This window comes from Rhodoferax sp. (assembly GCF_037143375.1).
Classification (GTDB): Bacteria; Pseudomonadota; Gammaproteobacteria; order Burkholderiales; family Burkholderiaceae_C; genus Rhodoferax.
Window position 1 is genome coordinate 1 of sequence record NZ_JBAWYV010000006.1, and the last position, 23,170, is coordinate 23,170.

Genomic DNA, 23,170 nt, shown 5'->3' on the forward strand with positions numbered 1-23,170 from the left:
AGTCCAAGGTGGACCTGACTTAAGCGGTGACGCGGCGCAGCAGGCGCACCCGCATCGGCCGGGTGAAATCGGCACCGGACGCGCCGCAGTACGGCTCGAAAACGCTGCGCACCGCCGCAATGGTGGCGTCGTCCAACTGGTGATCAGCGTAGATCGGGCGCATCATGCGCTGCTCAAAATCGGCAAAGTCCTCGAAATGCACCGGCGTGGCAAAACAACGCTCTGCCACCTGTTCCCAAAAGCCAGTGGTGAGCGCTGCGTCCACAGCCGCCTGCGCCGCTGTGCGCACCACCTCTTCGTCGTTGTAGTGGCGAACGACCTCATTCATGGCGCCGTCAAAAATGGGCTCTGACACATACAAATAGCTGCCCGGACGCAGCACACGCGCCACTTCGCCCAAGGCCGTCGCCATGGCGGCGAGCGGCAAATGGTGCAGCGACTTGAGCATCAGCGCCAAGTCGCACGAGGCATCGGTCAACGGAATAGCCTGCGCTCCAGCAGCCCAAAATACCAGGTCCGGTTGGGGTGGCTCGGCCAAATTTTTGGCGTGCTGGCGCACATCGAACTCCAGACCAGTGACATGGCAGCCCGGGAACTGCTGCACACGCCACCATTTTTCACCGACTTACTTTTTTGGCCTGATCCTGACCCGCCGCTTTGTGCGCCATCGCACTGACTTTTTACCGCTCGTCTTTTAAAGTGAACTTTGACAGCCCCAAATTCTTGGGAACAGTTCAAGACTGCTGCAACACTTCAGCTCGCGTGGGCGAGCCCAACTCAGGATCGGAAACGCCATGAAAGGTTACGTCAACAACATCGAAGGTATCACCGTCAAAAACAATGATTTTCGGCAAGTGCTTTATACCGCCAAGCACTGCCAACTGGTGGTCATGTCACTGAAAGTCAAAGAGGAAATTGGCGAGGAAATTCATCAACTTGACCAATTTTTTCGGGTGGAGCGTGGTGTCGGTCAAGTCGTGATCGATGGCGTTACCACGGCCATCCGCGAAGGCTTTGCCATCGTCGTCCCGGCCGGTGCGCGGCACAACATCATCAACACCGGTGGTGCCTCGCTCAAGCTTTATACGCTTTATGCCCCGGCCAACCACCTGATGGGGGTGGTTCACCACACCCGCGCCGAAGCCGAGGCTGACGATGAACACTTTGACGGCAGAACCACGGAATAAGCCCTGCACCCGATGCCCCGTATCAAGTCTAAAAACACAAAAAACCCAAGTAAATCACCATGAACCCACTCGCAACACGCCGACGTTTTATTGAGATTCTGCCAATCGCGGGAGCAGCGGTGCTCGCCGCCTGCTCGCCCAAACCCGAGCCAGCGTCACCGGTGTCCAGCCCCGCCGAACCGGTGGCCGTCCCGCCAGCACCGCTACCGATGCCAGATGCGACGCCAACTCCCACGCCTGCAGCCCCGACCGTCCTGGTGCCGGTGAGCGAGAAAGACGCCCTGGCCGTCGCGCTGGGTTATGTCGAAGACGCAAGCCGCGCTGATAAAACCAAATTCAAGACCTACGCACCGGGCAGCCAATGCAGCAATTGCGCCCTGTACCTGGGCAAGGTGGGCGACGCAACCGGTCCGTGCCCGCTTTTCACTGGCAAAAAAGTGATGGCCAAGGGCTGGTGCGGTTCCTGGGTCAAACGGGCCTGAGCCAGAAAAAACCAAATCATGAAAACATCAACACTTATTACGGCAATTTTGGCGGGCATCGTGCCGGCTCTGGTGCTGGCGCAAACGCCAGTGGTCAGCGTGCCGATGGTCGACCTGGCCCGCTACAGCGGCAAGTGGTTCGAGATAGCCAGTTTCCCCATGTTTTTCCAGCGCAAATGCATTGCTGATGCCACCGCCGACTATGGCCCGGGACCCAACGGCGCCGTCACGGTGCTGAACCGGTGCCGCACCGACTCAGGCTTTGACGAAGCCAACGGCAGCGCCACGGTGGTTGAGGGGTTTGGCAACAGCCGACTCAAGGTGTCGTTCTTCTGGCCGTTCAAGGGCGACTATTGGGTGCTGGGACTGGACCCTGATTACCGCTGGGCGGTGGTGGGCAGCCCCAATCGCAAGTACCTGTGGGTGCTATCACGCACGCCACAACTGCCGGCCCCGTTGTTGACGGCGGCGCTGGCCAGCGCACAAGCGCAGAGCTTTGACCTCACCCAACTGCGTTACACCGTGCAAACCGCAGCGACCGAACCCGCTCAGTGAGCCTGACCGGCGGCCCGCCGGGTTTAAGCGGTGGGCACCAGCTCCACATGGTTGTCGTACACATCCACCCGCTGGTCATACAGGGGGATGGTGGTGCCCATGACGCGGTTCATGACCAACTTGCCCAGGTCCACATCCGCAATCACGATCTGCTCCATGTTCGGCACGCCTTCGGCCGCGATGCCGTCGCGGGCAAAGGGAAAATCCGAGGGGGTGATGATGGCGGCCTGGCCATAGTGCAGGGCCAGCCCCTCGACCGGCAGGTTACCCACCGTGCCGGTCACCGCCACGTACACCTGGTTTTCAATGGCCCGGGCGTGGCAGCAATAACGCACCCGTAAAAACCCCTGACGGTCATCCGTGCACGAGGGCACAAAAATGATGTCAGCGCCCATTTCGCAGACCTTGCGGCTCAGTTCCGGAAACTCGATGTCGTAGCAAACCAGAATCGCGATGCGGCCATGGGGCGTGTCGAACACCCGCAACTGGTTGCCGGCATCACTCTTCCATTTTTCTTTTTCCCAACGTGTCAGGTGGATTTTGTCCTGGGTAAACACCTTGCCCTCGGGGGTAAACAGGTAGGCGGTGTTCACGAGTTTGCCGTCAGTGATGGTGGGGTGGCTGCCCCCAATGACATGAACCTTCCACTGCGCTGCGAGTTCCTTGAACAGTTCGATGTAGCGCGCCGTGTAGTCGTTCATGTTGCGCACAGCCTGGCGCAGGTCGCTGGTGTCCATAAAAGACAGCAACTGGGTGGTGAATATTTCGGGCAACAAAACGAACTGGGGCTTGTAATCACCGGCGGCTTTCATCACAAAGCGCACCTGATTCTCGAAGCCGCTCCAGTCGTGAATGGAGCGCAGCAGGTATTGCACCGCGGCGATGCGCACGTTGATTGGTTTGGGGATATGGACCGGAATCTGAGGGGGTGGTTTTGTTTTCATGCGGGCAGGCTCTAATGGGCGGGGGGCGCCAACTGAAGCGCAGAGGGCTTTAACGTGTCGAAATCGGGGTTGAGCCAGACGATCAGCGAGGCGTTGCCGTGCGATTCATGGTCATCGGGGATGTAGTTTTTCATGATGCCGCAGTACCTGAAGCCTTCGCGCAACTGAAAACTCAGCACCGGGTCGGTCAGGTCGCCCCACAGCACCTTGCGCGCATAGAGGTCAACCGTCATCTTGTGTGCCTGCAGGTGGTAGCCCGGCAGTCGGCCACAGGCAATGATGCGCCGCAGGTTCAAGGCTTTGCAGACACGCCGTCGGGCTTCGTACAACGCATGACCGACGCGTTTGCCGCGCAGCTTGGGCGACACAAATACCTCGGCACCATAGAGCGTGAAACCGGCTGTATTGTGGGTGTCAAACGTGCCCGCCGCCGTGATTTGGTCCCAAGTGTGCTCTTCGGCCCACTCATCCCAGAGAATCACCAGGGCGCTGGCGCAGCCCACCAGCACATTGCCGTCGTAAGCCACCAACTGCCCCTGGGGAAATAGCTCGATTTGGTGCACGACCCGGTCGCGGTGCCAAGCCGCAATGTTCGGGTACACCAGTCGCTGGAGGCGCACCAAGGCGTCAATATCTTCCGGCCGGGTGTTGCGAATGGTGAGCTTGGACATGGTGAAAGTGGGTTGCCATCCCACTTTAAAACCAGCGCCCTTCGCCGTCGGTGCGCTAGCGCACCCAAGCCAAGGCCGGCCCGCCTTAAGCGGCGACGCGGCGCAGCAGGCGCACCCGCATCGGCCGGGTGAAATCGGCCCCGGACGCGCCGCAGTGCGGTTCGAACACGGTGCGTACCGCCGCGATGGTGGCGTCATCCAACTGGTGATCGGCGTAGGTCGGACGCATCATGCGCTGCTCAAAATCGGCAAAGTCATTGAAATGCACTGGCGTGGCAAAGCAGCTCTCAGCCACCTGTTCCCACAAGCCGGTGGTCAGCGCCGCGTCCACAGCCGCCTGCGCTGCGCTGCGCACCAGTTCTTCGTCGTTGTAGAGGCGAATCACCTCGTTCATGGCGCCGTCAAAAATGGGCTCTGACACGTACAAATAGCCGCCCGGACGCAGCACACGCGCCACTTCGCCCAAGGCCGTCGCCATGACGGCGAGCGGCACATGGTGCAGCGACTTGAGCATCAGCGCCAAATCGCACGAGGCATCGGTCAAAGGAATAGCCTGTGCTCCGGCGGCCAAAAAAGTCAGGTCAGGCTGGGCTGGCTCGGCCAGGTTTTTGGCATGCTGGCGCACATCGACCTCCAACCCGGTGACATGGCAACCCGGAAACTGCTGCAACAGCGTGCGCGCCAGCCGGGCGTTGCCGCAACCGAGCTCCACGATCTGGCTGTTGATCAGCGGCACCAGTCCGGCCAACACCGTCAATTCATCGGTGACTAGGGGTAGTTGATCCAGAGGTATCATTTTTTTCATTTTTTGAACGCTATAGTAATAATAGCTGCTTGCGCTTATTGCACGGGGCTACAGGCTATTTTGCTTTAAATTTTTGTAAAGCAGCACCACGGCCCGCGCTTCCATCGCCTCGCCCAAGCCGACCGGTCCCATTTTTTCCGAAGTCTTGGCTTTGACGTTGACATGGTCGATCACCACGTCCAGCGCCAGCGCAATTTGGGCGCGCATGCTGGGCATGAACGGCATCAGTTTGGGCGCCTGCGCAATCACGGTGCAGTCCACATTGCCAAGCTCAAAGCCTTTGTCACGCACCCGGCGCATCGCCTCGGTCAGCAGCACAGCAGAGTCTGCCCCCTTGAAGCGCGCGTCGGTGTCGGGGAAATGCGTGCCAATATCACCGAGAGCGGCCGCGCCCAGCAGCGCATCGGTGATGGCATGCAGCAGCACATCGGCATCCGAGTGGCCCAGCAAGCCCAGGTGAAATGGAATCTCGACCCCGCCCAAAATGAGTTTCCGTCCTGCGACCAGCGCATGGATATCCCAGCCTTCGCCAATTCTGAAATTCATGGTCTAGCTCCTTGTCTGACGAGCGTTGAGCACGGCTTCGGCCAACGCAAAGTCTTCAGGATAAGTCACCTTGAAGTTTTGTGCGCTGCCCGGCACCAGCAAAGGTTTTAAACCCATGAACTCCATCGCACTGGATTCGTCGGTGACCTGGTCGCCCGCCTGCTGCAAGGCGTCCACCAGGGCGCCAATGCGAAACATCTGCGGCGTCTGGGCCAGCCATTTGTCTGCGCGGTCCAGCGTGCTGGCGACCCGGCCGCCGACTTCGCTTTTCAGGGTGTCGGGCAATTTCAGCGCCAGCAAGCCGCCGACCGCATCCACCGCGCAGGCGTCGATCAGGGCGTTGATCTGCTCAGGCGTGATCAGGCAGCGGGCGGCGTCGTGCACCAGCACCCAGTCGTCGGGCGCGGCGCCACATTCCAGCAAATAGATTAAGCCATTAAAAACGCTTGCAGCCCTTGTATCACCTCCACAAGCAGCTATTAAAACAGTAGCAGAACTGGAATCCAGAAAATCATCATCGGCGGCCACCACCACGGCAATCTGGTCGATGCGCCTGACCTTGGCAAAGGCCGACAGCGTGTGAATTACCAGCGGTTGACCGGCCAGCGGCTGGTACTGTTTAGGGCCGTCTGCACCCGAGCGCGAGCCGCTGCCCGCACTAGGAATCACCGCCCAAAAGCGGGCGTCAGAGGGAAGTGTTGAGGGGGAATTTTGGGAGAGTTCAGTCATGGTTGTAGCGGCATTCTAAAATGACGGCATCCGCTTTTAAACACCCCCCGCCTCACCGCGTGGGGTGTTTTGTATTTGTGTTTTTGATCAGGCGATTCATGGACTTACCCAAACTGCACCCCGGCAAGCGCTTCACGCTGCCCCGCCCCATCGGTTCAGCCGACGCCTTGCTGCTGGCCCAACTGGGTTTGCGCGAAAAGTCCCAGGGCAAGATCACGGCCATCGTCACCGCCAACGCCACCGACGCCCAGCGCCTGATCGACGAGATGGCGTTCTTTGCGCCCGACTTGCGCTGCGTGCTGTTCCCGGATTGGGAAACCCTGCCCTACGACACGTTCTCGCCGCACCAGGACTTGATCAGCGAACGCCTCGCGACCCTGTGGCGTATCAGCCAGCGCGACAAGGATGCTGGCGCCGATGTGGTCATCGTGCCCGCCACCACCGCGCTGTACCGGCTGGCGCCGCCCAGTTTTCTGGCGGCCTACACGTTTCAATTCAAGGTCAAGCAAAAGCTCGATGAATCCCGCTTCAAGGCGCAGCTGACGCTGGCCGGCTACAGCCATGTGACACAGGTCGTGAGCCCCGGCGAATATGCCGTGCGCGGCGGTCTTATTGACCTGTTTCCGATGGGCAGCGCCGTGCCTTACCGGGTGGATTTGTTTGACGACGAGATCGACAGCATCCGCACCTTCGACCCCGACAGCCAGCGCAGCCTGTACCCGGTGCCCGAAGTGCGGCTGTTACCGGGCCGCGAATTTCCGATGGACGACGAGGCCCGCGCCAAGTTTCGCAGCCGCTGGCGCGAGCTGATGGAAGGCGACCCGACCAAGAGCCGTATTTACAAAGACATCGGCAATGGCGTGGCCACCGCCGGTATTGAGTACTACCTGCCGCTGTTTTTTGAGGAAACCGCCACCGTGTTTGACTACCTCGGGGCCGAAGCCACGGTGGTGCTGCATGGCGACCTGGAACCCGCGTTTCAACATTTTTGGCAGGACACCAAAGACCGTTACCGGCTGGTTCGCACCGATCCGGATCGCCCGGCATTGCCACCAGAGTCGCTGTTTTTGGGCATTGAGCAGTTTTATGCGCGGGTCAATCAGCATGCGCAACTGGCGATCAAGGCACCCAACGCGGTCGTCAAGCACGAAGCAGGGGCGGCCGAGGTGCCCGCCGTTTCAGGCCCCACCGACTTTGCGGAACTCGGCAGCCTGCCTTCGCTGACCGTGGTGCGCGGTGCGGAAGACCCGTTATCGCGCCTGAAAGAGCACATTCGCCGCAGCCAGCAGCGCGTGCTGGTGCTGGCCGAGAGTGAAGGCCGCAAGACCAGCTTGCTCGACTTTTTGCATGCCAGCCATTTATCGCCGCCCTCGTTCGACTCGCTGGCCGAGTTCGAGCGCAGCAAAGAGAAAGTCGGCATTGCCACCTCCAGCCTGAACATCGGATTTGCCTGGCTGGAAGCGGGCATCGATTTTGTGACCGAGACCGAGTTGTTTGCCGCCGGCCCGACCACGCGCCGCCGCAAAAAACAGGAGCAGGTCAGCGATGTTGAAGCGCTGATCAAAGACCTGAGCGAACTCAAAGTGGGCGACCCGGTCGTCCATTCGGCGCACGGCATTGGCCGTTACCACGGCTTGATCAACCTCGACCTGGGCAACAAACTACCCAATGGCGATCCCGAAATGCAGGAATTCCTGCACCTCGAATACGCCGACAAAGCCACGCTGTATGTGCCGGTCAGCCAGTTGCAGCTCATCAGCCGCTACACCGGCGTCAGTGCCGATGAAGCCCCGCTGCACCGCTTGGGTTCGGGCGTGTGGGACAAAGCCAAGCGCAAAGCCGCCGAACAGGTACGCGACTCGGCCGCCGAGTTGCTCAACATCTACGCCCGCCGTGCTGCCCGCGAAGGCTTTGCCTTTCGCTACTCACCGAGCGATTACGAAACCTTTGCCAACGACTTTGGCTTTGAAGAAACACCGGACCAGAGCGCCGCCATTCACGCTGTCATTCAGGACATGATCAGCCCGCGCCCGATGGACCGGCTGATTTGTGGCGATGTCGGCTTTGGCAAGACCGAAGTCGCTTTGCGTGCCGCCTTCATCGGCATCACCGGCGGCAAACAAGTCGCCCTGTTGGCGCCCACCACGCTGCTGGCCGAGCAGCATTACCAGACGCTGGTGGACCGCTTCGCCAAATGGCCGGTCAAGGTGGCGGAGATGAGCCGCTTCCGCTCTGCCAAGGAAATAACCGCCGCCATGAAAGGGCTGGCTGACGGCACCATCGACATCGTCGTGGGCACCCACAAACTGCTCAGCGAATCGACCAAATTCAAGGATTTGGGTCTGCTCATCATCGACGAAGAGCACCGTTTTGGCGTGCGCCACAAAGAGCAGATGAAGGCGCTGCGGGCCGAGGTCGATGTGCTGACCCTCACCGCCACGCCGATTCCCCGCACGCTGGGCATGGCGCTGGAGGGCCTGCGCGATTTGAGTGTGATTGCCACTGCGCCACAACGCCGCCTCGCCATCAAAACCTTTGTGCGCTCCGAGAGCAATGGCGTGATTCGGGAAGCTGTGCTGCGCGAACTCAAGCGTGGCGGGCAGGTTTACTTTTTGCACAACGAAGTCGACACGATCGAAAACCGGCGCGCAAAATTAGAAGAACTGCTGCCCGAAGCCCGCATTGCCGTGGCCCACGGCCAAATGCCCGAGCGCCAGTTGGAAAGCGTGATGCGCGACTTTGTGGCCCAGCGCTTTAACCTGCTGCTGTGCTCCACCATTATTGAGACCGGCATTGACGTGCCGACCGCCAACACCATCGTCATGAGTCGCGCTGACAAATTCGGTCTGGCGCAATTGCACCAGTTGCGCGGTCGGGTCGGCCGCAGCCACCACCAGGCCTATGCCTATTTGATGGTGCCCGACCTTGAAGGTCTGACCAAACAGGCCACCCAGCGGCTCGATGCGATTCAGCAAATGGAAGAACTGGGCTCCGGCTTTTACCTCGCGATGCACGATCTGGAGATTCGCGGTGCGGGCGAAGTACTGGGCGAAAACCAGAGCGGCAACATGCTCGAAGTGGGCTTTCAGCTTTACAACGAGATGCTGAGCGAGGCCGTGCGTTGCCTGAAAGCAGGCATTGAGCCCGATTTGCTCAGCCCGCTTAATGTGACCACCGACATCAACCTGCACTCCCCGGCGCTGTTGCCCGACGACTACTGTGGCGATGTGCATTTGCGCCTGTCGTTCTACAAAAAGCTGGCGACGGCCAAAAATACCGACCAGATCGACAACCTGCTCGAAGAGATTGTGGACCGCTTTGGCAAACTGCCACCACAAGCGCAAACGCTGATCGACGTGCACCGCCTGCGCGTCATCGCCAAGCCCTATGGCGTGGTCAAGGTCGATGCCGCGCCGGGCGTGATCACCATCACCTTCAAGAAGAACCCGCCGATCGACCCGATGAAAATCATCGCCATGATCCAGAAAAACAAACACATCAAGCTGGCAGGCAGTGAGAAACTGCGCATTGAGCGCGAGTTGCCCGAGGTCAAAGACCGGGCGCAAATGGTGCGAGATATTCTGAAAAACCTGGGGCAGCCGGTGGCTATGGTGTGATTTGCAACTTGGCATAGGCTTAGGCATAGGCTAAACTTGGCATTCAACTTGGTCAGGAGAATCACCATGCCCTTCGCCTCAGAAAAAACCGCTGACTATCAGACAGATGCCCCTGTCCGCCACGTTCGCCTGTTTCGCAACGGGGCCAATCAGGCATTACGCATCCCCAAGGAGTTCGAATTGCCGACTCAAGAAGCCACCTTACGGCGCGTCGGCAACACCTTGGTCATCGAACCCCTATTGCAACAACACCCCAAAGGTTCTCTAGGCTGCCTGATGGCTGCACTGGCCACACTGGAGCCGATTGACGAACCATTCCCGGACGTCGATGAAGGATTGTTGCCCTTGGACGACATCACTTTATGAGAGGCGCGACCTCTGAAAAGCAACTTTGGATGCTCGACACCAACATCATCTCTGCCCTAATGCGCCAACCCGGCGGCGAAGTAGCCCGGCGCATGGTGCATACGCTGAGCAAAATCAAAGATGCACAAATTTGTACCAGTTTGATTGTGGATTGTGAATTGCGCTTTGGTTTGCAAAAGAATCCAAACTCTCGCTACACCCATGCCTATGAAGTAGCCATAGCCTCCATCGCCATCATGGCTATGGATACCGCCGTGGTGCAACACTACGCCACCATTCGAGCCCATTTGGAAAAAGCGGGCACGCCCATCGGCCCCAACGACACACTGATCGCCGCCCACGCCCTGGCACTTGATTGCACGCTGGTGACCGACAACGAAACCGAATTCCGCCGCGTGCCGGGCTTGCGGGTGGAGAACTGGCTGGCGGGGATAGCCGTATGAACACAAAACTGCATCCTGTTAGATTTGGACTATCCGACGAATGAATGGCCTGTGCAGGCCGACGAAAGCCAAACACTGACAGAAATAACCAAGACGCTTACGGCCCTAGAAACTGAAAACAATGAAGGCGACACAGATTTCAACCCGGAAGCGTTTGAGCGAACGTTTGCCAAGGCTCAAGATACATGAGCACAAAATAAGCCTCCAGCCCTCGTCCTACTTGCGTAAGCAGCTATCAAAATAATAGTAACTTCATTTCAACATGCAAACGACTGAAATCTCCCCCGGCCTCGTCATTCAAGGCGTCACCCCGCCGCTCACGCTGAGCGACTTCAAGCTCATCGCGTTTGACATGGATTCCACCCTCATCAACATCGAGTGCGTGGACGAAATCGCAGATGCGGTCGGCCGCAAAGCCGAGGTGGCGGCCATCACCGAGGCCAGCATGCGCGGCGAGATTACCGACTTCAAAGAAAGCCTGCGCCAGCGTGTGGCCCTGCTCCAGGGCGTGACCCTGGCCGACATGGAACAGGTGTACCTGGAGCGCCTGCAACTCAACCCCGGCGCGGCCAATCTGGTGGCGGCCTGCAAAAAAGCGGGCCTGAAAGTGCTGCTGGTGTCTGGCGGCTTCACGTTTTTTTCCGACCGGGTGCGCGACCTGCTCCGCATCGACTACGCCCGCGCCAACGTGCTTGACGTGGTGGACGGCGTGCTCACCGGCCGCATGGTGGACCAGGACTGGGGCGACATTTGCGATGGCGAAGAAAAACGCAAAACTTTGCTGGAAACCTGCGCCCAATTGGGCATCAGCCCAATGCAAGCCATTGCCATGGGCGACGGCGCCAACGACCTGCCCATGATGGGCGCTGCCGGTTTGTCGGTGGCTTATCACGCCAAGCCCACCGTGCGCGATGCCGCCAAGGTTTGCATCAATTCGGGTGGCCTGGACCGCTTGCTGACCCACTTTCGAGATTTATAAGGCAAGCCATGAACCGCCCCGTTTTATTCGCGCTGGGTGCGGCGGCGCTCTTTGGGGCCAGCACGCCGTTTGCCAAATGGCTGACCGGTGATGTGTCACCCATTCTGCTGGCGGGTTTGCTGTATTTGGGGAGCGGATTGGGGCTTGCCCTTTGGCGCGTCGTGCGTGACGTCGGCCTCAAACCCTCGGGTTTGACCAAGGCGGAATGGCCTTGGCTGCTGGGCGCTGTTTTTTTTGGCGGTGTGCTGGGGCCCGTGGCCTTGATGAGGGGTTTGACAACGACCTCGGGTTCAACGGCCTCGCTGTTACTGAATCTGGAGTCGGTCCTGACGGCCGTCATTGCCTGGTTGGTTTTCAAGGAAAACACCGATCGGCGCATCGTGCTGGGCATGGCGGCGATCGTGGCTGGCGGGGTCGTGCTCACGGACGCTAACCCTTCCAGTTCAGTGTCGGATTGGACCGGGCCCTTGCTGGTGGGCGTCGCCTGTCTCTTTTGGGCGATTGACAACAACCTCACTCGCAAGGTGTCGGCCTCCGATGCGGTGTTTATTGCGGGCACCAAAGGCCTTATCGCAGGCCTTGTGAATACGGTGTTGGCCTTGAGCTTGGGGGCGCAGATGCCCGCGCTTGTCACCACCCTCGCCACCCTGCTGCTAGGTTTTTTGGGTTACGGCATCAGTCTGGTGTTGTTTGTGCTGGCGCTGCGGGGGTTGGGAACAGCGCGCACGGGGGCTTATTTCTCGATCGCGCCGTTCTTGGGCGCCGCAGTCGCCATCGTGGTTTTTGGCGAATCCATGTCCGCAACCTTTGGGTTGGCGGCTGTGCTGATGGGGCTTGGCGTCTGGTTGCACTTCAGTGAAAGCCACTCGCATGACCACAGCCATGCGATCCAGGAACACTCACACCCGCATGAGCACGATGCGCACCATCAGCATCCTCACGACTTTGACTGGGATGAAAAAAGCCCGCATGAGCATTCACACGGGCATGGTGGCTTAAGTCATCGGCACGCTCATTTCCCTGACATCCACCACCGCCACGAGCACTGAATCAGGGCTGAAAACTAAACCGTTTCAGGCACGCTGGGCAGACTGGCCAGGGCCATGGCCATTTCAGCCTCGTCACAGCGTTCGTCGGTCAATTCACCGGCAAAGTATTTTTGGTATGACGTCATGTCGAAGTGTCCGTGGCCGGACAGGCAAAACAGAATGGTTTCGGCCTTACCTTCGCGCTTGCAGCGCAGAGCTTCCTCGATCGCGCCTTTGACGGCGTGGTTGGCCTCTGGCGCTGGCACGATGCCTTCGTTGCGGGCAAACAGCACACCGGCTTCAAAACATTCCACCTGGTTGTAGGCCACAGCCTCCAGCAAGCCCAATTCCTTGCAATGCGACACCAGCGCCGACATGCCGTGGTAGCGAAGGCCACCCGCATGAAAACCCGGTGGCGTGAACTGGCTGCCCAGGGTGTGCATTTTGGTCAGCGGTGTCATGCCGGCGGTGTCGCCAAAGTCATAGGCGTAGGTGCCGCGCGTGAGTGACGGACAGGCGGCGGGTTCTACCGCCACGATGCGCGACTTTTGGCCACCGCGCAAGGCGTGTCCGATGAAGGGAAAGGCAATGCCGGCAAAGTTGGAGCCGCCACCGGCGCAGCCAATCACCACATCCGGCCAGGTGTCGGCCATTTCCATTTGCGTCATGGCTTCTTGCCCGATGACGGTCTGGTGCAGCAACACATGGTTCAGCACCGAGCCCAGCGCGTATTTGGTGTCGTCGCGCTGCAGGGCCAATTCAACCGCCTCAGAGATGGCAATGCCCAAGCTGCCGGTGTGGTTCGGATTCTTGGCCAGTACCGAGCGACCGTAAGCGGTCTCCATCGAAGGCGAGGCCACGCAGCGGGCGCCAAAGGTTTCCATCACAGCCCGGCGATAAGGTTTTTGGTCATAAGACACACGCACCTGGAACACTTCAACGTCGATGCCAAACAGGGAACCGGCAAAGGCCAGCGAGGTGCCCCACTGACCAGCGCCGGTCTCGGTCACCAGGCGCTTGACGCCTTGCTCTTTGTTGTAAAAAGCCTGCGGCACCGCAGTGTTGGGCTTGTGGCTACCCGCCGGGCTGACGCCTTCGTACTTGTAGTAAATCTTGGCGGGGGTACCGAGCGCTTTTTCAAGACGGTGCGCCCGGTACAGCGGCGCCGGACGCCACATGCGGTAAATATCCTGCACCGGTTCGGGGATTTCAATCTCGCGCTCCTGACTCACCTCCTGCATGATCAAGGCCATGGGGAAAAGCGGGGCCAGGTCATCCGGACCAATCGGTTGCAGGGTGCCCGGGTGCAACACAGCAGGAGCTGCTTTGGGAAGGTCAGCCTGGATGTTGTACCAAGACTTTGGCATCTGGTTTTCGTCCAAAAGAAACTTTGTCTGCTTGCTCATAGTGGGTCCTTATTTGTTATGAAATACACGCGGTGATGCCAAAGTGGTGGCGCCGTAAGTATGCACCGCGACTGCCACTGGTCGATATGAAGATATGAAAATTCTGTCTATGAGTTGAGTGAAATGTCCGTCTAAGATGGCTCTTTTTTACAACGAGAGACAACACCCATGAGAATCGAAACCCTTGCCGTGCACGCAGGCTACACGCCAGACCCCACCACCAAAGCGGTGGCGGTGCCAATCTACCAAACCGTGGCTTTTGCTTTCGATGACACCCAGCATGGCGCTGACTTGTTCGACCTCAAGGTCGCGGGGAACATTTACAGCCGCATCATGAACCCAACCAACGCCGTGCTTGAAGCCCGCGTGGCGGCGCTCGAGGGCGGCATTGGCGCACTGGCAGTGGCCTCTGGCATGTCAGCCATTGCCTACGCCATTCAAACGATCACTGAAGCAGGCGACAACATCGTGTCGGCCTCCACGCTGTATGGCGGCACCTACAACCTGTTTGCCCACACCTTCCCGCAAATGGGCATTGAGGTGCGCTTTGCCGACCCCCGCGACCCGGCCTCGTTTGCCAAGCTGATTGATGCCCGCACCAAGGCGGTGTTTTGCGAGTCCATCGGCAACCCGCTGGGCAATGTGACCGACCTGGCTGCGTTGGCGGCTGTTGCCCATGCCCATGGCGTGCCACTGATTGTGGACAACACGGTGGCCAGCCCTTACCTGTGCCGTCCGTTTGAGCACGGTGCCGACATCGTGGTGCACTCGCTGACCAAATACTTGGGTGGACACGGCACCACCATTGGCGGCGTCATTGTGGATTCCGGCAAATTCCCGTGGGCAGAGCACAAAGCACGCTTCAAGCGCCTGAACGAACCCGACGTGAGCTACCACGGCGTGGTCTACACCGAAGCCCTCGGTGCCGCCGCCTACATTGGCCGCGCCCGCGTGGTGCCCTTGCGCAACATGGGCGCTGCTTTGAGCGCCCTCGCCGCGTTCCAGATTCTGCAGGGCATTGAAACCCTGGCATTGCGCATGGACCGCATTTGCGACAACGCGCTCAAAGTGGCTCAACGTTTGCAATCCCACGCCAAAGTGGGCTGGGTCAACTACGCCGGACTGCCAGACCATGCGGATCACGCCCTGGTTAAAAAACAAATGGGTGGTCGTGCTTCAGGCATCATCAGTTTCGGTCTCAAAGCCAGCGACAGTCTGGAAGCCGGTGCCCGGTTTCAGGACGCGCTCAAGCTGTTTACGCGCCTGGTCAATATTGGCGATGCCAAATCACTGGCGTGCCACCCTGCCAGCACCACGCACCGCCAACTCAACCCGGCGGAACTGGCCAAAGCTGGGGTCAAGCCCGACATGGTGCGCTTGTCAGTAGGCATTGAGCATATTGACGACCTGCTGGAAGACTTGGAGCAGGCGCTGGCTGCGGTTTGAAGTTAATCGACAGACGAATCTGACGAACAAAACCCTCTCGCCTCATTTAGAGGGAGAGGGTTTTGGCGAAATTCAATCAGCCCTGCGCATTGCGTTTGGCGACCCGCTCACTGACAAAAGCAAACGCAAACGTCAGACACTCCGCGAGGGATTGCTCAATGGCATGACGCTCATGCTCCGTCAAGTAAAACATCATGTCGACATCATGTCGGACATAACGGGCCGGCAAACGGTTTAAGGCCACACAAGCCACATCGGCCAGCATGTCGGACGTGAAATCCTGATGCGCCTCTGATAATCGTGCCACATCATCAAACACCAAACGTTCGTAATAGTTGTGTACTTGCTCGAAATTGATAACCATAAATTCTTTCAACAAACGCCATTGACAAACTTGTTCAGAGACCACGTTAGCAGTTCCAACGCCCCCTGACAAGAAATAATGAACGCAAAAGTGATCAGTTTCAGTGCTTAATTAGCTATGAAACTTGTAGCACACCTAAATCTAGGCTATAGTTTCGGGTCGCGCCGGAAAACTGTGGGCACCAAAAGCCAGTATCCACCAAAAGTTAAAAAGCCCCGGCCATCAATCAACGCTTTGAGGAGAGCTGCTTTATGAGTTCCAAAGAAAATTCCGCCATTGGTCAACTGTTAGATCTGCTGGAGTCACGCTACGCCATCAGGGTGTTGTGGGCTTTGAAAGATGGGCATCCCCAGACCTTTCGCCTGTTGCAGGACAGTGTTGGAACGATCACCCCCAACACCTTGAACACGCGGATCAAGGAAATGCGTGAAGCGGGTCTGATCACCCATGGCAGTGATGGCTATATCGTGACTTCTTCAGGCGCCGACTTGCTCAAGCGCTTGGGCGACCTCACTGCTTTTGCCACCAAATGGTCAGCTAATTTGGCCAAAAAACCGGTCTGACGAAGACGCCATCGCTTGACGTCCGAAAGACAGGGGTGACCTGTCTTTTTTTTGACAACTCACCTAACAACTGCCATCAATCGCTGCTCACCGGCTAAGCCAGGTGGCGAACGACTACTGGCATAATTTAAAGCTTTTCTGGGTATTGCCCTTATCGAATAAGCGCACCCAGCTATTTATTTCATAGCACTCAAGGAATTTAATATGACCACGACCACCACAGGCTTGCAATACGAAGACACCGTTATCGGCACCGGCACTGAAGCCACCAAAGGAAAAAGCGTGACGGTGCACTACACCGGCTGGCTTTACAACGATGGCGTTCAAGGCGCTAAATTTGATTCCAGCAAAGACCGTGGCGATCCGTTTGTGTTTTCACTGGGTGCTGGCATGGTGATTCGGGGTTGGGACGAAGGCGTGGCAGGTATGCTGATTGGCGGTGCACGCACGCTCATCATTCCAGCCGCTCTCGGCTATGGCGCACGCGGTGCTGGCGGCGTGATTCCCCCCAACGCAACGTTGAAATTTGATGTTGAACTGTTGGCCGTTTCCAACTAAATCCGCTACTTCTGGCAAAAAACTGTCGCCCGGCATCATGCCCGGGCGCATTCCTTGCACAACCGGCACACTTGAATTGCCTTGCTGTGACCCCATGTGCATGGCTTCGTATTAGAAATTTGGCTTAACGCATGTCTGAAACCAATCAAACCCAAACCGACACAACGACTTCGAGCTTTCAAAGCACCGAAGACATGGTGAATGCCATGTCGAACCACGAAACGGATGCCCTGTCCAAGTCGCAAGCAGATTTGGCCGAACTTCAAGCCAAGAGCGCCGACCTGGCAGACCAGTATCTGCGCGCCAAAGCTGATGCCGACAACGCTCGCCGTCGCGCGGATGAAGAAATCTCGAAAGCCCGCAAATTTGCGGTCGAAAGCTTTGCTGAAAGCCTGCTCCCGGTGGCAGACAGCCTCGAAGCTGGGCTGATCCTCAAGGAAGCCACGGCAGATCAGATTCGCGAAGGTGCCCAAGCCACCTTGCGCCAATTGTTGGCGGCCCTGGAGCGTAACAAGGTGGCGCCCATTAACCCGGCAGCGGGCAGCAAGTTTGATCCGCATCTGCATCAGGCCATCAGCGTGGTGCCATCGGAACTGGAAGCCAACACCGTTGTCACCGTGCTGCAAAAAGGCTACTCCATTGCGGATCGCACACTGCGTCCCGCCCTGGTGACAGTGTCGGCACCAAAATAATTATTGCTGTGACTTGAAACAGTTCGAGTCATCCGCAAGTTAACAGCATCTAAATTTCAAAAACCCTCGCGGGACAGACCTCAGACTGCTAACCAGTCACACGCTGTCCCCAAAAATCTAAGGAAAAATCATGGGAAGAATCATCGGCATCGATCTGGGAACGACCAACAGCTGCGTAGCCATCATGGAAGGCAACACGCCCAAGGTTATAGAGAACTCTGAAGGCGCACGCACTACACCGTCGATCATTGCCTACCAGGAAGATGGCGAAGTATTGGTCGGAGCCTCGGCCAAGCGCCAGGCCGTCACCAACCCCAAGAACACCCTGTACGCGGTCAAGCGCCTGATCGGTCGCAAGTTCGCCGAAAAAGAAGTCCAAAAAGACATCGATCTGATGCCTTACAAAATTGCAGCGGCTGACAACGGCGATGCATGGGTTGAAGTGCGCGGCAACCGCATGGCACCGCAACAAATCAGCGCTGACGTGCTGCGCAAGATGAAGAAAACCGCCGAAGATTATCTCGGTGAAGAAGTGACTGAAGCCGTCATCACGGTGCCCGCTTACTTCAACGATGCCCAGCGCCAAGCGACTAAAGACGCGGGCCGCATTGCTGGTCTGGATGTCAAGCGCATCATCAATGAGCCTACCGCTGCGGCCCTGGCCTTTGGCCTGGACAAAACCGAAAAGGGTGACCGCAAGATTGCTGTGTATGACTTGGGTGGCGGCACGTTTGACGTGTCCATCATCGAAATCGCCGATGTTGATGGCGAAAAACAATTTGAAGTGCTGTCCACCAATGGCGACACCTTCCTGGGTGGCGAAGATTTTGACCAGCGCATCATCGACTTCATCATTTCCGAGTTCAAGAAAGACCAGGGCGTTGATTTGGGCAAAGACGTGCTCGCCCTGCAACGCTTGAAAGAAGCCGCTGAAAAGGCCAAGATTGAACTCTCCAGCAGCGCACAAACCGACATCAACCTGCCTTACGTGACAGCTGATGCATCGGGCCCTAAACACCTGAGCATCAAACTCACCCGCGCCAAGCTCGAATCTCTGGTCGAAGACCTGATCGAGCGCACGATGGCACCAATCCGCACCGCGCTCAAAGACGCAGGCGTTACTGCCGCCGACATCCATGACGTGATCATGGTCGGTGGTATGACCCGCATGCCCAAGGTGCAGGACAAGGTCAAGGAATTGTTCGGCAAAGAGCCACGCAAGGACGTGAACCCCGATGAAGCGGTGGCCGTGGGCGCCGCCATTCAAGGTCAAGTGTTGTCCGGCGACCGCAAAGACGTGTTGCTGCTGGATGTGACACCCCTGAGCCTGGGCATCGAGACCATGGGCGGTGTCATGACCAAAATGATCACCAAGAACACCACGATCCCAACCAAGTTTGCACAAACTTTCTCGACGGCTGAAGACAACCAGCCGGCCGTGACCATCAAGGTGTTCCAGGGTGAGCGCGAGATTGCTGCCGGCAACAAAATGCTCGGCGAATTCAACCTCGAAGGCATTCCTCCTTCGTCACGCGGCACACCCCAGATTGAAGTGTCGTTTGACATTGACGCCAATGGCATCTTGCATGTTGGCGCCAAAGACAAAGGCACCGGCAAAGAAAACAAGATCACCATTAAGGCTAACACCGGCTTGTCAGAAGCTGAAATCCAGCAAATGGTGAAAGACGCTGAACTGAATGCCGCAGACGACAAGAAAAAAGTTGAACTGGTGCAGGTCAAGAACCAGGCTGATGCCAGCATTCACAGCGTCAAGAAGAGCCTGACCGAATATGGCGACAAGCTCGATGCGGATGAAAAATCAAAAATCGAAGCTGCTATCAAGGAACTTGAAGATGTCCTCAAAGGCGACGACAAAGCCGCCATTGAAGAAAAGAGCACAGCTTTGATGACCGTCAGCCAGAAGTTGGGCGAGAAAATGTACGCTGACATGCAAGCCAAGCAAGCCGCTGAAGCAGCCCCGGGTGCTGATGCTGGCGCCGCTGCAGGTGGTGCTGGCGCGCAAGGCGCTTCGGCTCACGCGGCTGACGACAACATCGTTGACGCAGAAGTCAAAGAAGTCAAAAAGGGCTAAGCGCTTGCGCTGAACGTTGATCCGATAAATGTCCCCACGCGCCGCGTTGAACAAGAAAATTGTTCAACGCGGCGTTTGTGTTGAACCCAGGCACTGAAAGACCATGGCTAAAAGAGATTACTACGAAGTTCTGGGCGTCCCCAAGAATGCCTCCGACGAAGAAATAAAAAAAGCCTATCGCAAGCATGCGATGAAGCATCATCCTGACCGCAATCAAGGCGACGCCTCCAAAGCGGCTGAGGAAAAATTCAAGGAATCCAAGGAAGCCTACGAAATGCTGTCAGACCCGCAAAAACGCGCGGCCTACGATCAGCATGGCCATGCGGGTGTCGATCCCAACATGCGCGGTGGCGCGCCAGGCGGCGAAGGCTATGGCGGATTTGCCGAAGCCTTTGGTGATATTTTTGGTGACATGTTTGGTCAGCAACGTGGTCGCCCGGGTGCGGGCGCCGGGCGGCAGGTTTTCCGCGGTAGCGATTTGAGCTACGCCATGGAAGTCACACTGGAAGAAGCGGCCAAAGGCAAAGACGCCCAGATCCGTATTCCGAGTTGGGACGCTTGTGACATCTGCAAAGGCAGCGGCGCCAAGCCGGGCACCTCAGTTAAAACTTGCGGAACCTGCTCAGGCTCAGGCTCAGTGCAGATGCGCCAAGGGTTTTTCAGCGTTCAACAAACCTGCCCGACGTGTCGCGGTGCCGGCAAAGTGGTACCTGAACCTTGTGCAGCTTGCCAAGGGCAAGGCAAGATCAAGAAGCAAAAAACTCTGGAAGTCAAAATCCCAGGTGGCATCGATGGTGGCATGCGCATTCGCAGTGCGGGCAACGGCGAGCCTGGCACCAATGGCGGTCCAGCCGGTGATCTCTACATTGAAATTCGTCTTAAAAAACACGATATTTTCGAACGTGATGGCGATGACATCCATTGCTCGGTGCCGATCAGCATCGTGACGGCTTCTTTGGGCGGTGAAATTGATGTGCCGACCCTTGCGGGCAAGGCGGCGATCGACATCCCTGAAGGCACGCAAACCGGCAAGCAATTCCGCCTGCGCGGCAAAGGTATCAAGGGCGTGCGCTCAAGTTACCCAGGCGACTTGTACTGCCATATTGTGGTGGAAACACCCGTGAAGCTGAGCGAACATCAGCGCAAGTTGTTGCGTGAGCTTGACGACTCCCTCAACAAAGGCGGCAGCAAGCATTCGCCCAGCGGCGACAGCTGGACCAATCGTTTGAAGAGCTTTTTCAGTTAATTGAACCCAATGGCGTTATCTTGTTGACGCATCCGAGATGCCGCAAAGATTTAGATATCTTCGCGGCATTTTTTTCGGCATAGTGCAGCTTTTAAAGTAAAAAAATCCTGGAGCAAGCATGAGCGTCAACATCAGCTTTCTGGGTGGAACCGGGACCGTCACCGGATCCAAATACCTGGTGCGCCACGGCGATGAGACTCTGCTCGTAGATTGCGGATTGTTTCAGGGCTACAAATTGCTTCGCCAGCGCAACCGAACGCCGTTGCCCATCGCCCCGGACCAGATTCACGCCGTGCTGCTGACCCACGCTCATCTGGACCACAGCGGCTACCTGCCCTTGCTGGCCAAAGAAGGTTTTACCGGTCATGTATTTTGCACAACTGGCACACGGGATTTATGCCGCATTTTGCTGCCCGACAGTGGTCACATACAAGAAGAGGATGCAGAGTTTGCCAACCGCCACGGATTTTCAAAACACGCGCCGGCGTTGCCGCTTTACACCCGCCAGGATGCGCTGGATTGCCTGCCCTTATTGAAGACCATTGATCTTGGAAAAACGTTTCAGCCGATACCAGGCTGGCGCGCTACGTTTTCATCGGCGGGGCATATTTTGGGTGCGTCCAGTGTGCTGCTGGAAGTCGCCGGGCGCCGGATTTTATTTTCGGGTGATCTGGGCCGGCCCGATGACCTGATCATGAATTCGCCCGAAAAAGCACCCGCTGCCGACACCGTCTTGATCGAGTCAACCTACGGCGACCGCGTGCACCCCCATGAAGATGTGATGGCCGAACTGAGTCCGATCTTGCAAAGATTGGCGAAACGCGGCGGCGTCGCTGTCATTCCTGTCTTTGCCGTGGGGCGGGCGCAGGCGCTGCTTCACGCCATTCACCAACTCAAGTTGCGCGGTGAATTACCCACCTCCTTGCCAGTTTTTCTGGACAGCCCGATGGCGGTTCACACCACCCATTTGTTTGAACACCATCCGGGCGAACACCGACTCACCGCCCAGGAAACCCGCGCTTTGACCCACTCGGCCACAATGGTCAACAGCACCGATGAGTCACGCGCCTTGGCCAGTCGCCACGGGCCGATGGTCATTTTGTCGGCCAGTGGCATGGCCACCGGGGGCCGCGTGCTGCACCACATCGCCCACTACGCGGGCAATCACCGCAACATGATCTTGCTGACGGGTTTTCAAGCTCCCGGTACGCGTGGCGACACCTTGGTCCGGGGTGGCAAGTCGGTGCGCATCCACGGGCGCGAGGTGGAGGTCAACGCCGAGGTCGTGCAGCTCCAGTCCGCCTCCGCCCATGCTGATGCCCCTCAGCTTTTGGCATGGCTGCGCACCCTGCCCCATGCGCCTGACCAAATCTACGTGGTGCATGGTGAAATGGGCGCCTCGGACGAACTGCGCAAGCGCATCAACCACGAACTGGGCTGGCGCGCGATGGTGCCCGAACATGGCTCCACCTGGCCTACTTGAACCCTGAAATCTGACCATGACTGACTACCTGACCGCTGCTTTTTACAAATTCGTCGAGTTACCCGATTACGCAGAACTCAAAACACCGCTGCTCGCTTGTTGCGAAGCCCACCATGTCAAAGGCATTATTTTGCTGGCCCATGAAGGGATCAACAGCACCATCGCCGGTCCAGCGGACGGCGTGCACGCCGTGTTGGCATTCCTGAGAGGCGACCCACGGCTGGCTGACCTGCAACACAAAGAGGCGTGGTCAACCAAGTCGCCGTTTTACCGGATGAAAGTGCGCCTCAAGCGCGAGATCGTCACCTTGGGCGTGCCGGGTATCAGCCCCACCTTGATGGCCGGAACCTACGTCAAACCGGAAGATTGGAATGCCCTCATCGCCGACCCTGAAGTGGTGGTGATCGATACCCGCAACGACTACGAGGTCGGGATTGGCACGTTCAGCGGCGCCATCAATCCCGACATCAAAAGCTTTGCCATGCTGCCCGACTGGGTTAAATCGGCTCCATCCTTGCAAGCCGTCGATGGCAAGAAACCCAAGGTCGCGATGTTTTGCACCGGCGGTATTCGCTGCGAAAAGTCCACCGCTTTCATGCGCTCACAAGGTTATGACGAGGTTTACCACCTGGAAGGCGGCATCCTTAAATACCTTGAAACCATTCCGGAGACACAAAGTCAGTGGCAAGGCCAGTGCTTTGTGTTTGATGAACGGGTCTCGGTGGGCCATGGTCTGGTACCGGGTCAGCACGGACTGTGTCGGGCTTGCCGCCAACCGCTGGATGACGCTGACCTGGCCTCCGTGCTGTTCGAGGCAGGCGTGAGTTGCCCCAAATGCCACGCCACCACGCTGGAGACGCAAAAAAACAGCGCCCGCGAACGCCAGCGCCAGTGGGAACTGGCCAAGTCACGTAACCAGGACCACATTGGTGCGCGCCTGCCGCTGCCCAAGGAAGCTTGATCCCGTC

The 23,170-nt window shown here is 57.9% G+C and carries 25 protein-coding genes; 17 read left to right on the forward strand and 8 right to left on the reverse strand.

Features of this window, described 5'->3' with window-relative positions; all coding sequences use genetic code 11:
* Nucleotides 1–19: 19 nt before the first annotated feature.
* Entirely contained in the window at nucleotides 20–604 is a 585-nt protein-coding gene (locus WCG50_RS01825; protein WP_336897854.1) for a class I SAM-dependent methyltransferase, read from the reverse strand.
* 190 nt (nucleotides 605–794) lie between these two features.
* Here WCG50_RS01825 and WCG50_RS01830 point away from each other — a divergent pair, with 190 nt between their 5' ends.
* Genes WCG50_RS01830 through WCG50_RS01840 form a run of 3 tightly spaced genes read left to right on the forward strand, consistent with a single transcriptional unit; the run spans nucleotide 795 to nucleotide 2,224 of the window.
* Complete coding sequence (locus tag WCG50_RS01830) at nucleotides 795–1,187, forward strand: cupin domain-containing protein (RefSeq protein WP_336897855.1); 393 nt, start codon at nucleotides 795–797, stop codon at nucleotides 1,185–1,187.
* Between the two features lie 59 nt (nucleotides 1,188–1,246).
* A complete protein-coding gene (locus tag WCG50_RS01835; protein ID WP_336897856.1) occupies nucleotides 1,247–1,669 on the forward strand; it encodes a high-potential iron-sulfur protein in 423 nt (140 codons plus the stop codon).
* Between the two features lie 15 nt (nucleotides 1,670–1,684).
* Complete coding sequence (locus WCG50_RS01840) at nucleotides 1,685–2,224, forward strand: lipocalin family protein (protein WP_336897920.1); 540 nt, start codon at nucleotides 1,685–1,687, stop codon at nucleotides 2,222–2,224.
* A 23-nt stretch (nucleotides 2,225–2,247) separates the two neighbouring features.
* Here WCG50_RS01840 and WCG50_RS01845 read toward each other — a convergent pair whose 3' ends face one another.
* The 5 genes from WCG50_RS01845 to ispD form a co-directional block, all read right to left on the reverse strand.
* The gene (locus WCG50_RS01845) at nucleotides 2,248–3,168 is read right to left on the reverse strand and encodes a carbon-nitrogen hydrolase family protein (RefSeq protein ID WP_336897857.1); all 921 of its coding nucleotides are present in this window, start codon (nucleotides 3,166–3,168) and stop codon (nucleotides 2,248–2,250) included.
* Nucleotides 3,169–3,179: 11 nt separating this feature from the next.
* Nucleotides 3,180–3,839 (reverse strand): GNAT family N-acetyltransferase, encoded by a 660-nt coding sequence (locus WCG50_RS01850; RefSeq protein WP_336897858.1) that lies wholly within the window; start codon nucleotides 3,837–3,839, stop codon nucleotides 3,180–3,182.
* An 85-nt stretch (nucleotides 3,840–3,924) separates the two neighbouring features.
* Nucleotides 3,925–4,644 (reverse strand): class I SAM-dependent methyltransferase, encoded by a 720-nt coding sequence (locus tag WCG50_RS01855; RefSeq protein WP_336897859.1) that lies wholly within the window; start codon nucleotides 4,642–4,644, stop codon nucleotides 3,925–3,927.
* 48 nt (nucleotides 4,645–4,692) lie between these two features.
* Nucleotides 4,693–5,190, reverse strand: coding sequence for a 2-C-methyl-D-erythritol 2,4-cyclodiphosphate synthase (gene ispF, locus WCG50_RS01860; RefSeq protein WP_336897860.1), 498 nt, complete (start codon nucleotides 5,188–5,190; stop codon nucleotides 4,693–4,695).
* Nucleotides 5,191–5,193: 3 nt separating this feature from the next.
* On the reverse strand, nucleotides 5,194–5,919 hold the full coding sequence (ispD, locus tag WCG50_RS01865) for a 2-C-methyl-D-erythritol 4-phosphate cytidylyltransferase (RefSeq protein WP_336897861.1): 726 nt from the start codon (nucleotides 5,917–5,919) through the stop codon (nucleotides 5,194–5,196).
* A gap of 98 nt (nucleotides 5,920–6,017) precedes the next feature.
* Between ispD and mfd the strand changes: the two genes are divergently transcribed.
* The 6 genes from mfd (at nucleotide 6,018) to WCG50_RS01895 (ending at nucleotide 12,373) form a co-directional block, all read left to right on the forward strand.
* Nucleotides 6,018–9,536, forward strand: coding sequence for a transcription-repair coupling factor (mfd, locus tag WCG50_RS01870; RefSeq protein WP_336897862.1), 3,519 nt, complete (start codon nucleotides 6,018–6,020; stop codon nucleotides 9,534–9,536).
* 66 nt (nucleotides 9,537–9,602) lie between these two features.
* Nucleotides 9,603–9,902 carry a virulence-associated protein VapB gene (locus WCG50_RS01875; protein ID WP_336897863.1) on the forward strand — a complete coding sequence of 100 codons (300 nt, stop codon included), beginning with the start codon at nucleotides 9,603–9,605 and terminating at the stop codon, nucleotides 9,900–9,902.
* Entirely contained in the window at nucleotides 9,899–10,345 is a 447-nt protein-coding gene (locus WCG50_RS01880; protein WP_336897864.1) for a type II toxin-antitoxin system VapC family toxin, read from the forward strand. Before WCG50_RS01875 ends, WCG50_RS01880 begins: the two co-directional genes overlap by 4 nt.
* A 51-nt stretch (nucleotides 10,346–10,396) precedes the next feature.
* On the forward strand, nucleotides 10,397–10,534 hold the full coding sequence (locus WCG50_RS01885; protein WP_336897865.1) for a hypothetical protein: 138 nt from the start codon (nucleotides 10,397–10,399) through the stop codon (nucleotides 10,532–10,534).
* A gap of 73 nt (nucleotides 10,535–10,607) precedes the next feature.
* Nucleotides 10,608–11,324, forward strand: a complete 717-nt coding sequence (gene serB, locus WCG50_RS01890; RefSeq protein WP_336897866.1) for a phosphoserine phosphatase SerB — start codon at nucleotides 10,608–10,610, stop codon at nucleotides 11,322–11,324.
* An 8-nt stretch (nucleotides 11,325–11,332) separates the two neighbouring features.
* On the forward strand, nucleotides 11,333–12,373 hold the full coding sequence (locus WCG50_RS01895) for an EamA family transporter (RefSeq protein WP_336897867.1): 1,041 nt from the start codon (nucleotides 11,333–11,335) through the stop codon (nucleotides 12,371–12,373).
* Nucleotides 12,374–12,387: 14 nt separating this feature from the next.
* Here the strand turns inward: WCG50_RS01895 and WCG50_RS01900 are convergent, their stop codons facing one another.
* Nucleotides 12,388–13,758 carry a TrpB-like pyridoxal phosphate-dependent enzyme gene (locus WCG50_RS01900; RefSeq protein ID WP_336897868.1) on the reverse strand — a complete coding sequence of 457 codons (1,371 nt, stop codon included), beginning with the start codon at nucleotides 13,756–13,758 and terminating at the stop codon, nucleotides 12,388–12,390.
* A 168-nt stretch (nucleotides 13,759–13,926) separates the two neighbouring features.
* Here WCG50_RS01900 and WCG50_RS01905 point away from each other — a divergent pair, with 168 nt between their 5' ends.
* Complete coding sequence (locus WCG50_RS01905) at nucleotides 13,927–15,204, forward strand: aminotransferase class I/II-fold pyridoxal phosphate-dependent enzyme (RefSeq protein WP_336897869.1); 1,278 nt, start codon at nucleotides 13,927–13,929, stop codon at nucleotides 15,202–15,204.
* Between the two features lie 76 nt (nucleotides 15,205–15,280).
* Here the strand turns inward: WCG50_RS01905 and WCG50_RS01910 are convergent, their stop codons facing one another.
* Nucleotides 15,281–15,568 carry a late competence development ComFB family protein gene (locus WCG50_RS01910; protein ID WP_336897870.1) on the reverse strand — a complete coding sequence of 96 codons (288 nt, stop codon included), beginning with the start codon at nucleotides 15,566–15,568 and terminating at the stop codon, nucleotides 15,281–15,283.
* Nucleotides 15,569–15,819: 251 nt separating this feature from the next.
* Between WCG50_RS01910 and WCG50_RS01915 the strand changes: the two genes are divergently transcribed.
* The 7 genes from WCG50_RS01915 (at nucleotide 15,820) to WCG50_RS01945 (ending at nucleotide 23,163) form a co-directional block, all read left to right on the forward strand.
* Complete coding sequence (locus tag WCG50_RS01915) at nucleotides 15,820–16,131, forward strand: winged helix-turn-helix transcriptional regulator (RefSeq protein WP_336897871.1); 312 nt, start codon at nucleotides 15,820–15,822, stop codon at nucleotides 16,129–16,131.
* 204 nt (nucleotides 16,132–16,335) lie between these two features.
* The gene (locus WCG50_RS01920; RefSeq protein WP_336897872.1) at nucleotides 16,336–16,689 is read left to right on the forward strand and encodes an FKBP-type peptidyl-prolyl cis-trans isomerase; all 354 of its coding nucleotides are present in this window, start codon (nucleotides 16,336–16,338) and stop codon (nucleotides 16,687–16,689) included.
* Between the two features lie 131 nt (nucleotides 16,690–16,820).
* Nucleotides 16,821–17,381, forward strand: a complete 561-nt coding sequence (gene grpE, locus WCG50_RS01925; RefSeq protein ID WP_336897873.1) for a nucleotide exchange factor GrpE — start codon at nucleotides 16,821–16,823, stop codon at nucleotides 17,379–17,381.
* A gap of 130 nt (nucleotides 17,382–17,511) precedes the next feature.
* Entirely contained in the window at nucleotides 17,512–19,473 is a 1,962-nt protein-coding gene (dnaK, locus tag WCG50_RS01930; RefSeq protein ID WP_336897874.1) for a molecular chaperone DnaK, read from the forward strand.
* Nucleotides 19,474–19,576: 103 nt separating this feature from the next.
* Complete coding sequence (dnaJ, locus tag WCG50_RS01935; RefSeq protein WP_336897875.1) at nucleotides 19,577–20,719, forward strand: molecular chaperone DnaJ; 1,143 nt, start codon at nucleotides 19,577–19,579, stop codon at nucleotides 20,717–20,719.
* A gap of 118 nt (nucleotides 20,720–20,837) precedes the next feature.
* Nucleotides 20,838–22,202 carry an MBL fold metallo-hydrolase gene (locus tag WCG50_RS01940; protein WP_336897876.1) on the forward strand — a complete coding sequence of 455 codons (1,365 nt, stop codon included), beginning with the start codon at nucleotides 20,838–20,840 and terminating at the stop codon, nucleotides 22,200–22,202.
* A gap of 16 nt (nucleotides 22,203–22,218) precedes the next feature.
* On the forward strand, nucleotides 22,219–23,163 hold the full coding sequence (locus WCG50_RS01945) for a rhodanese-related sulfurtransferase (RefSeq protein WP_336897877.1): 945 nt from the start codon (nucleotides 22,219–22,221) through the stop codon (nucleotides 23,161–23,163).
* Nucleotides 23,164–23,170 lie beyond the last annotated feature (7 nt).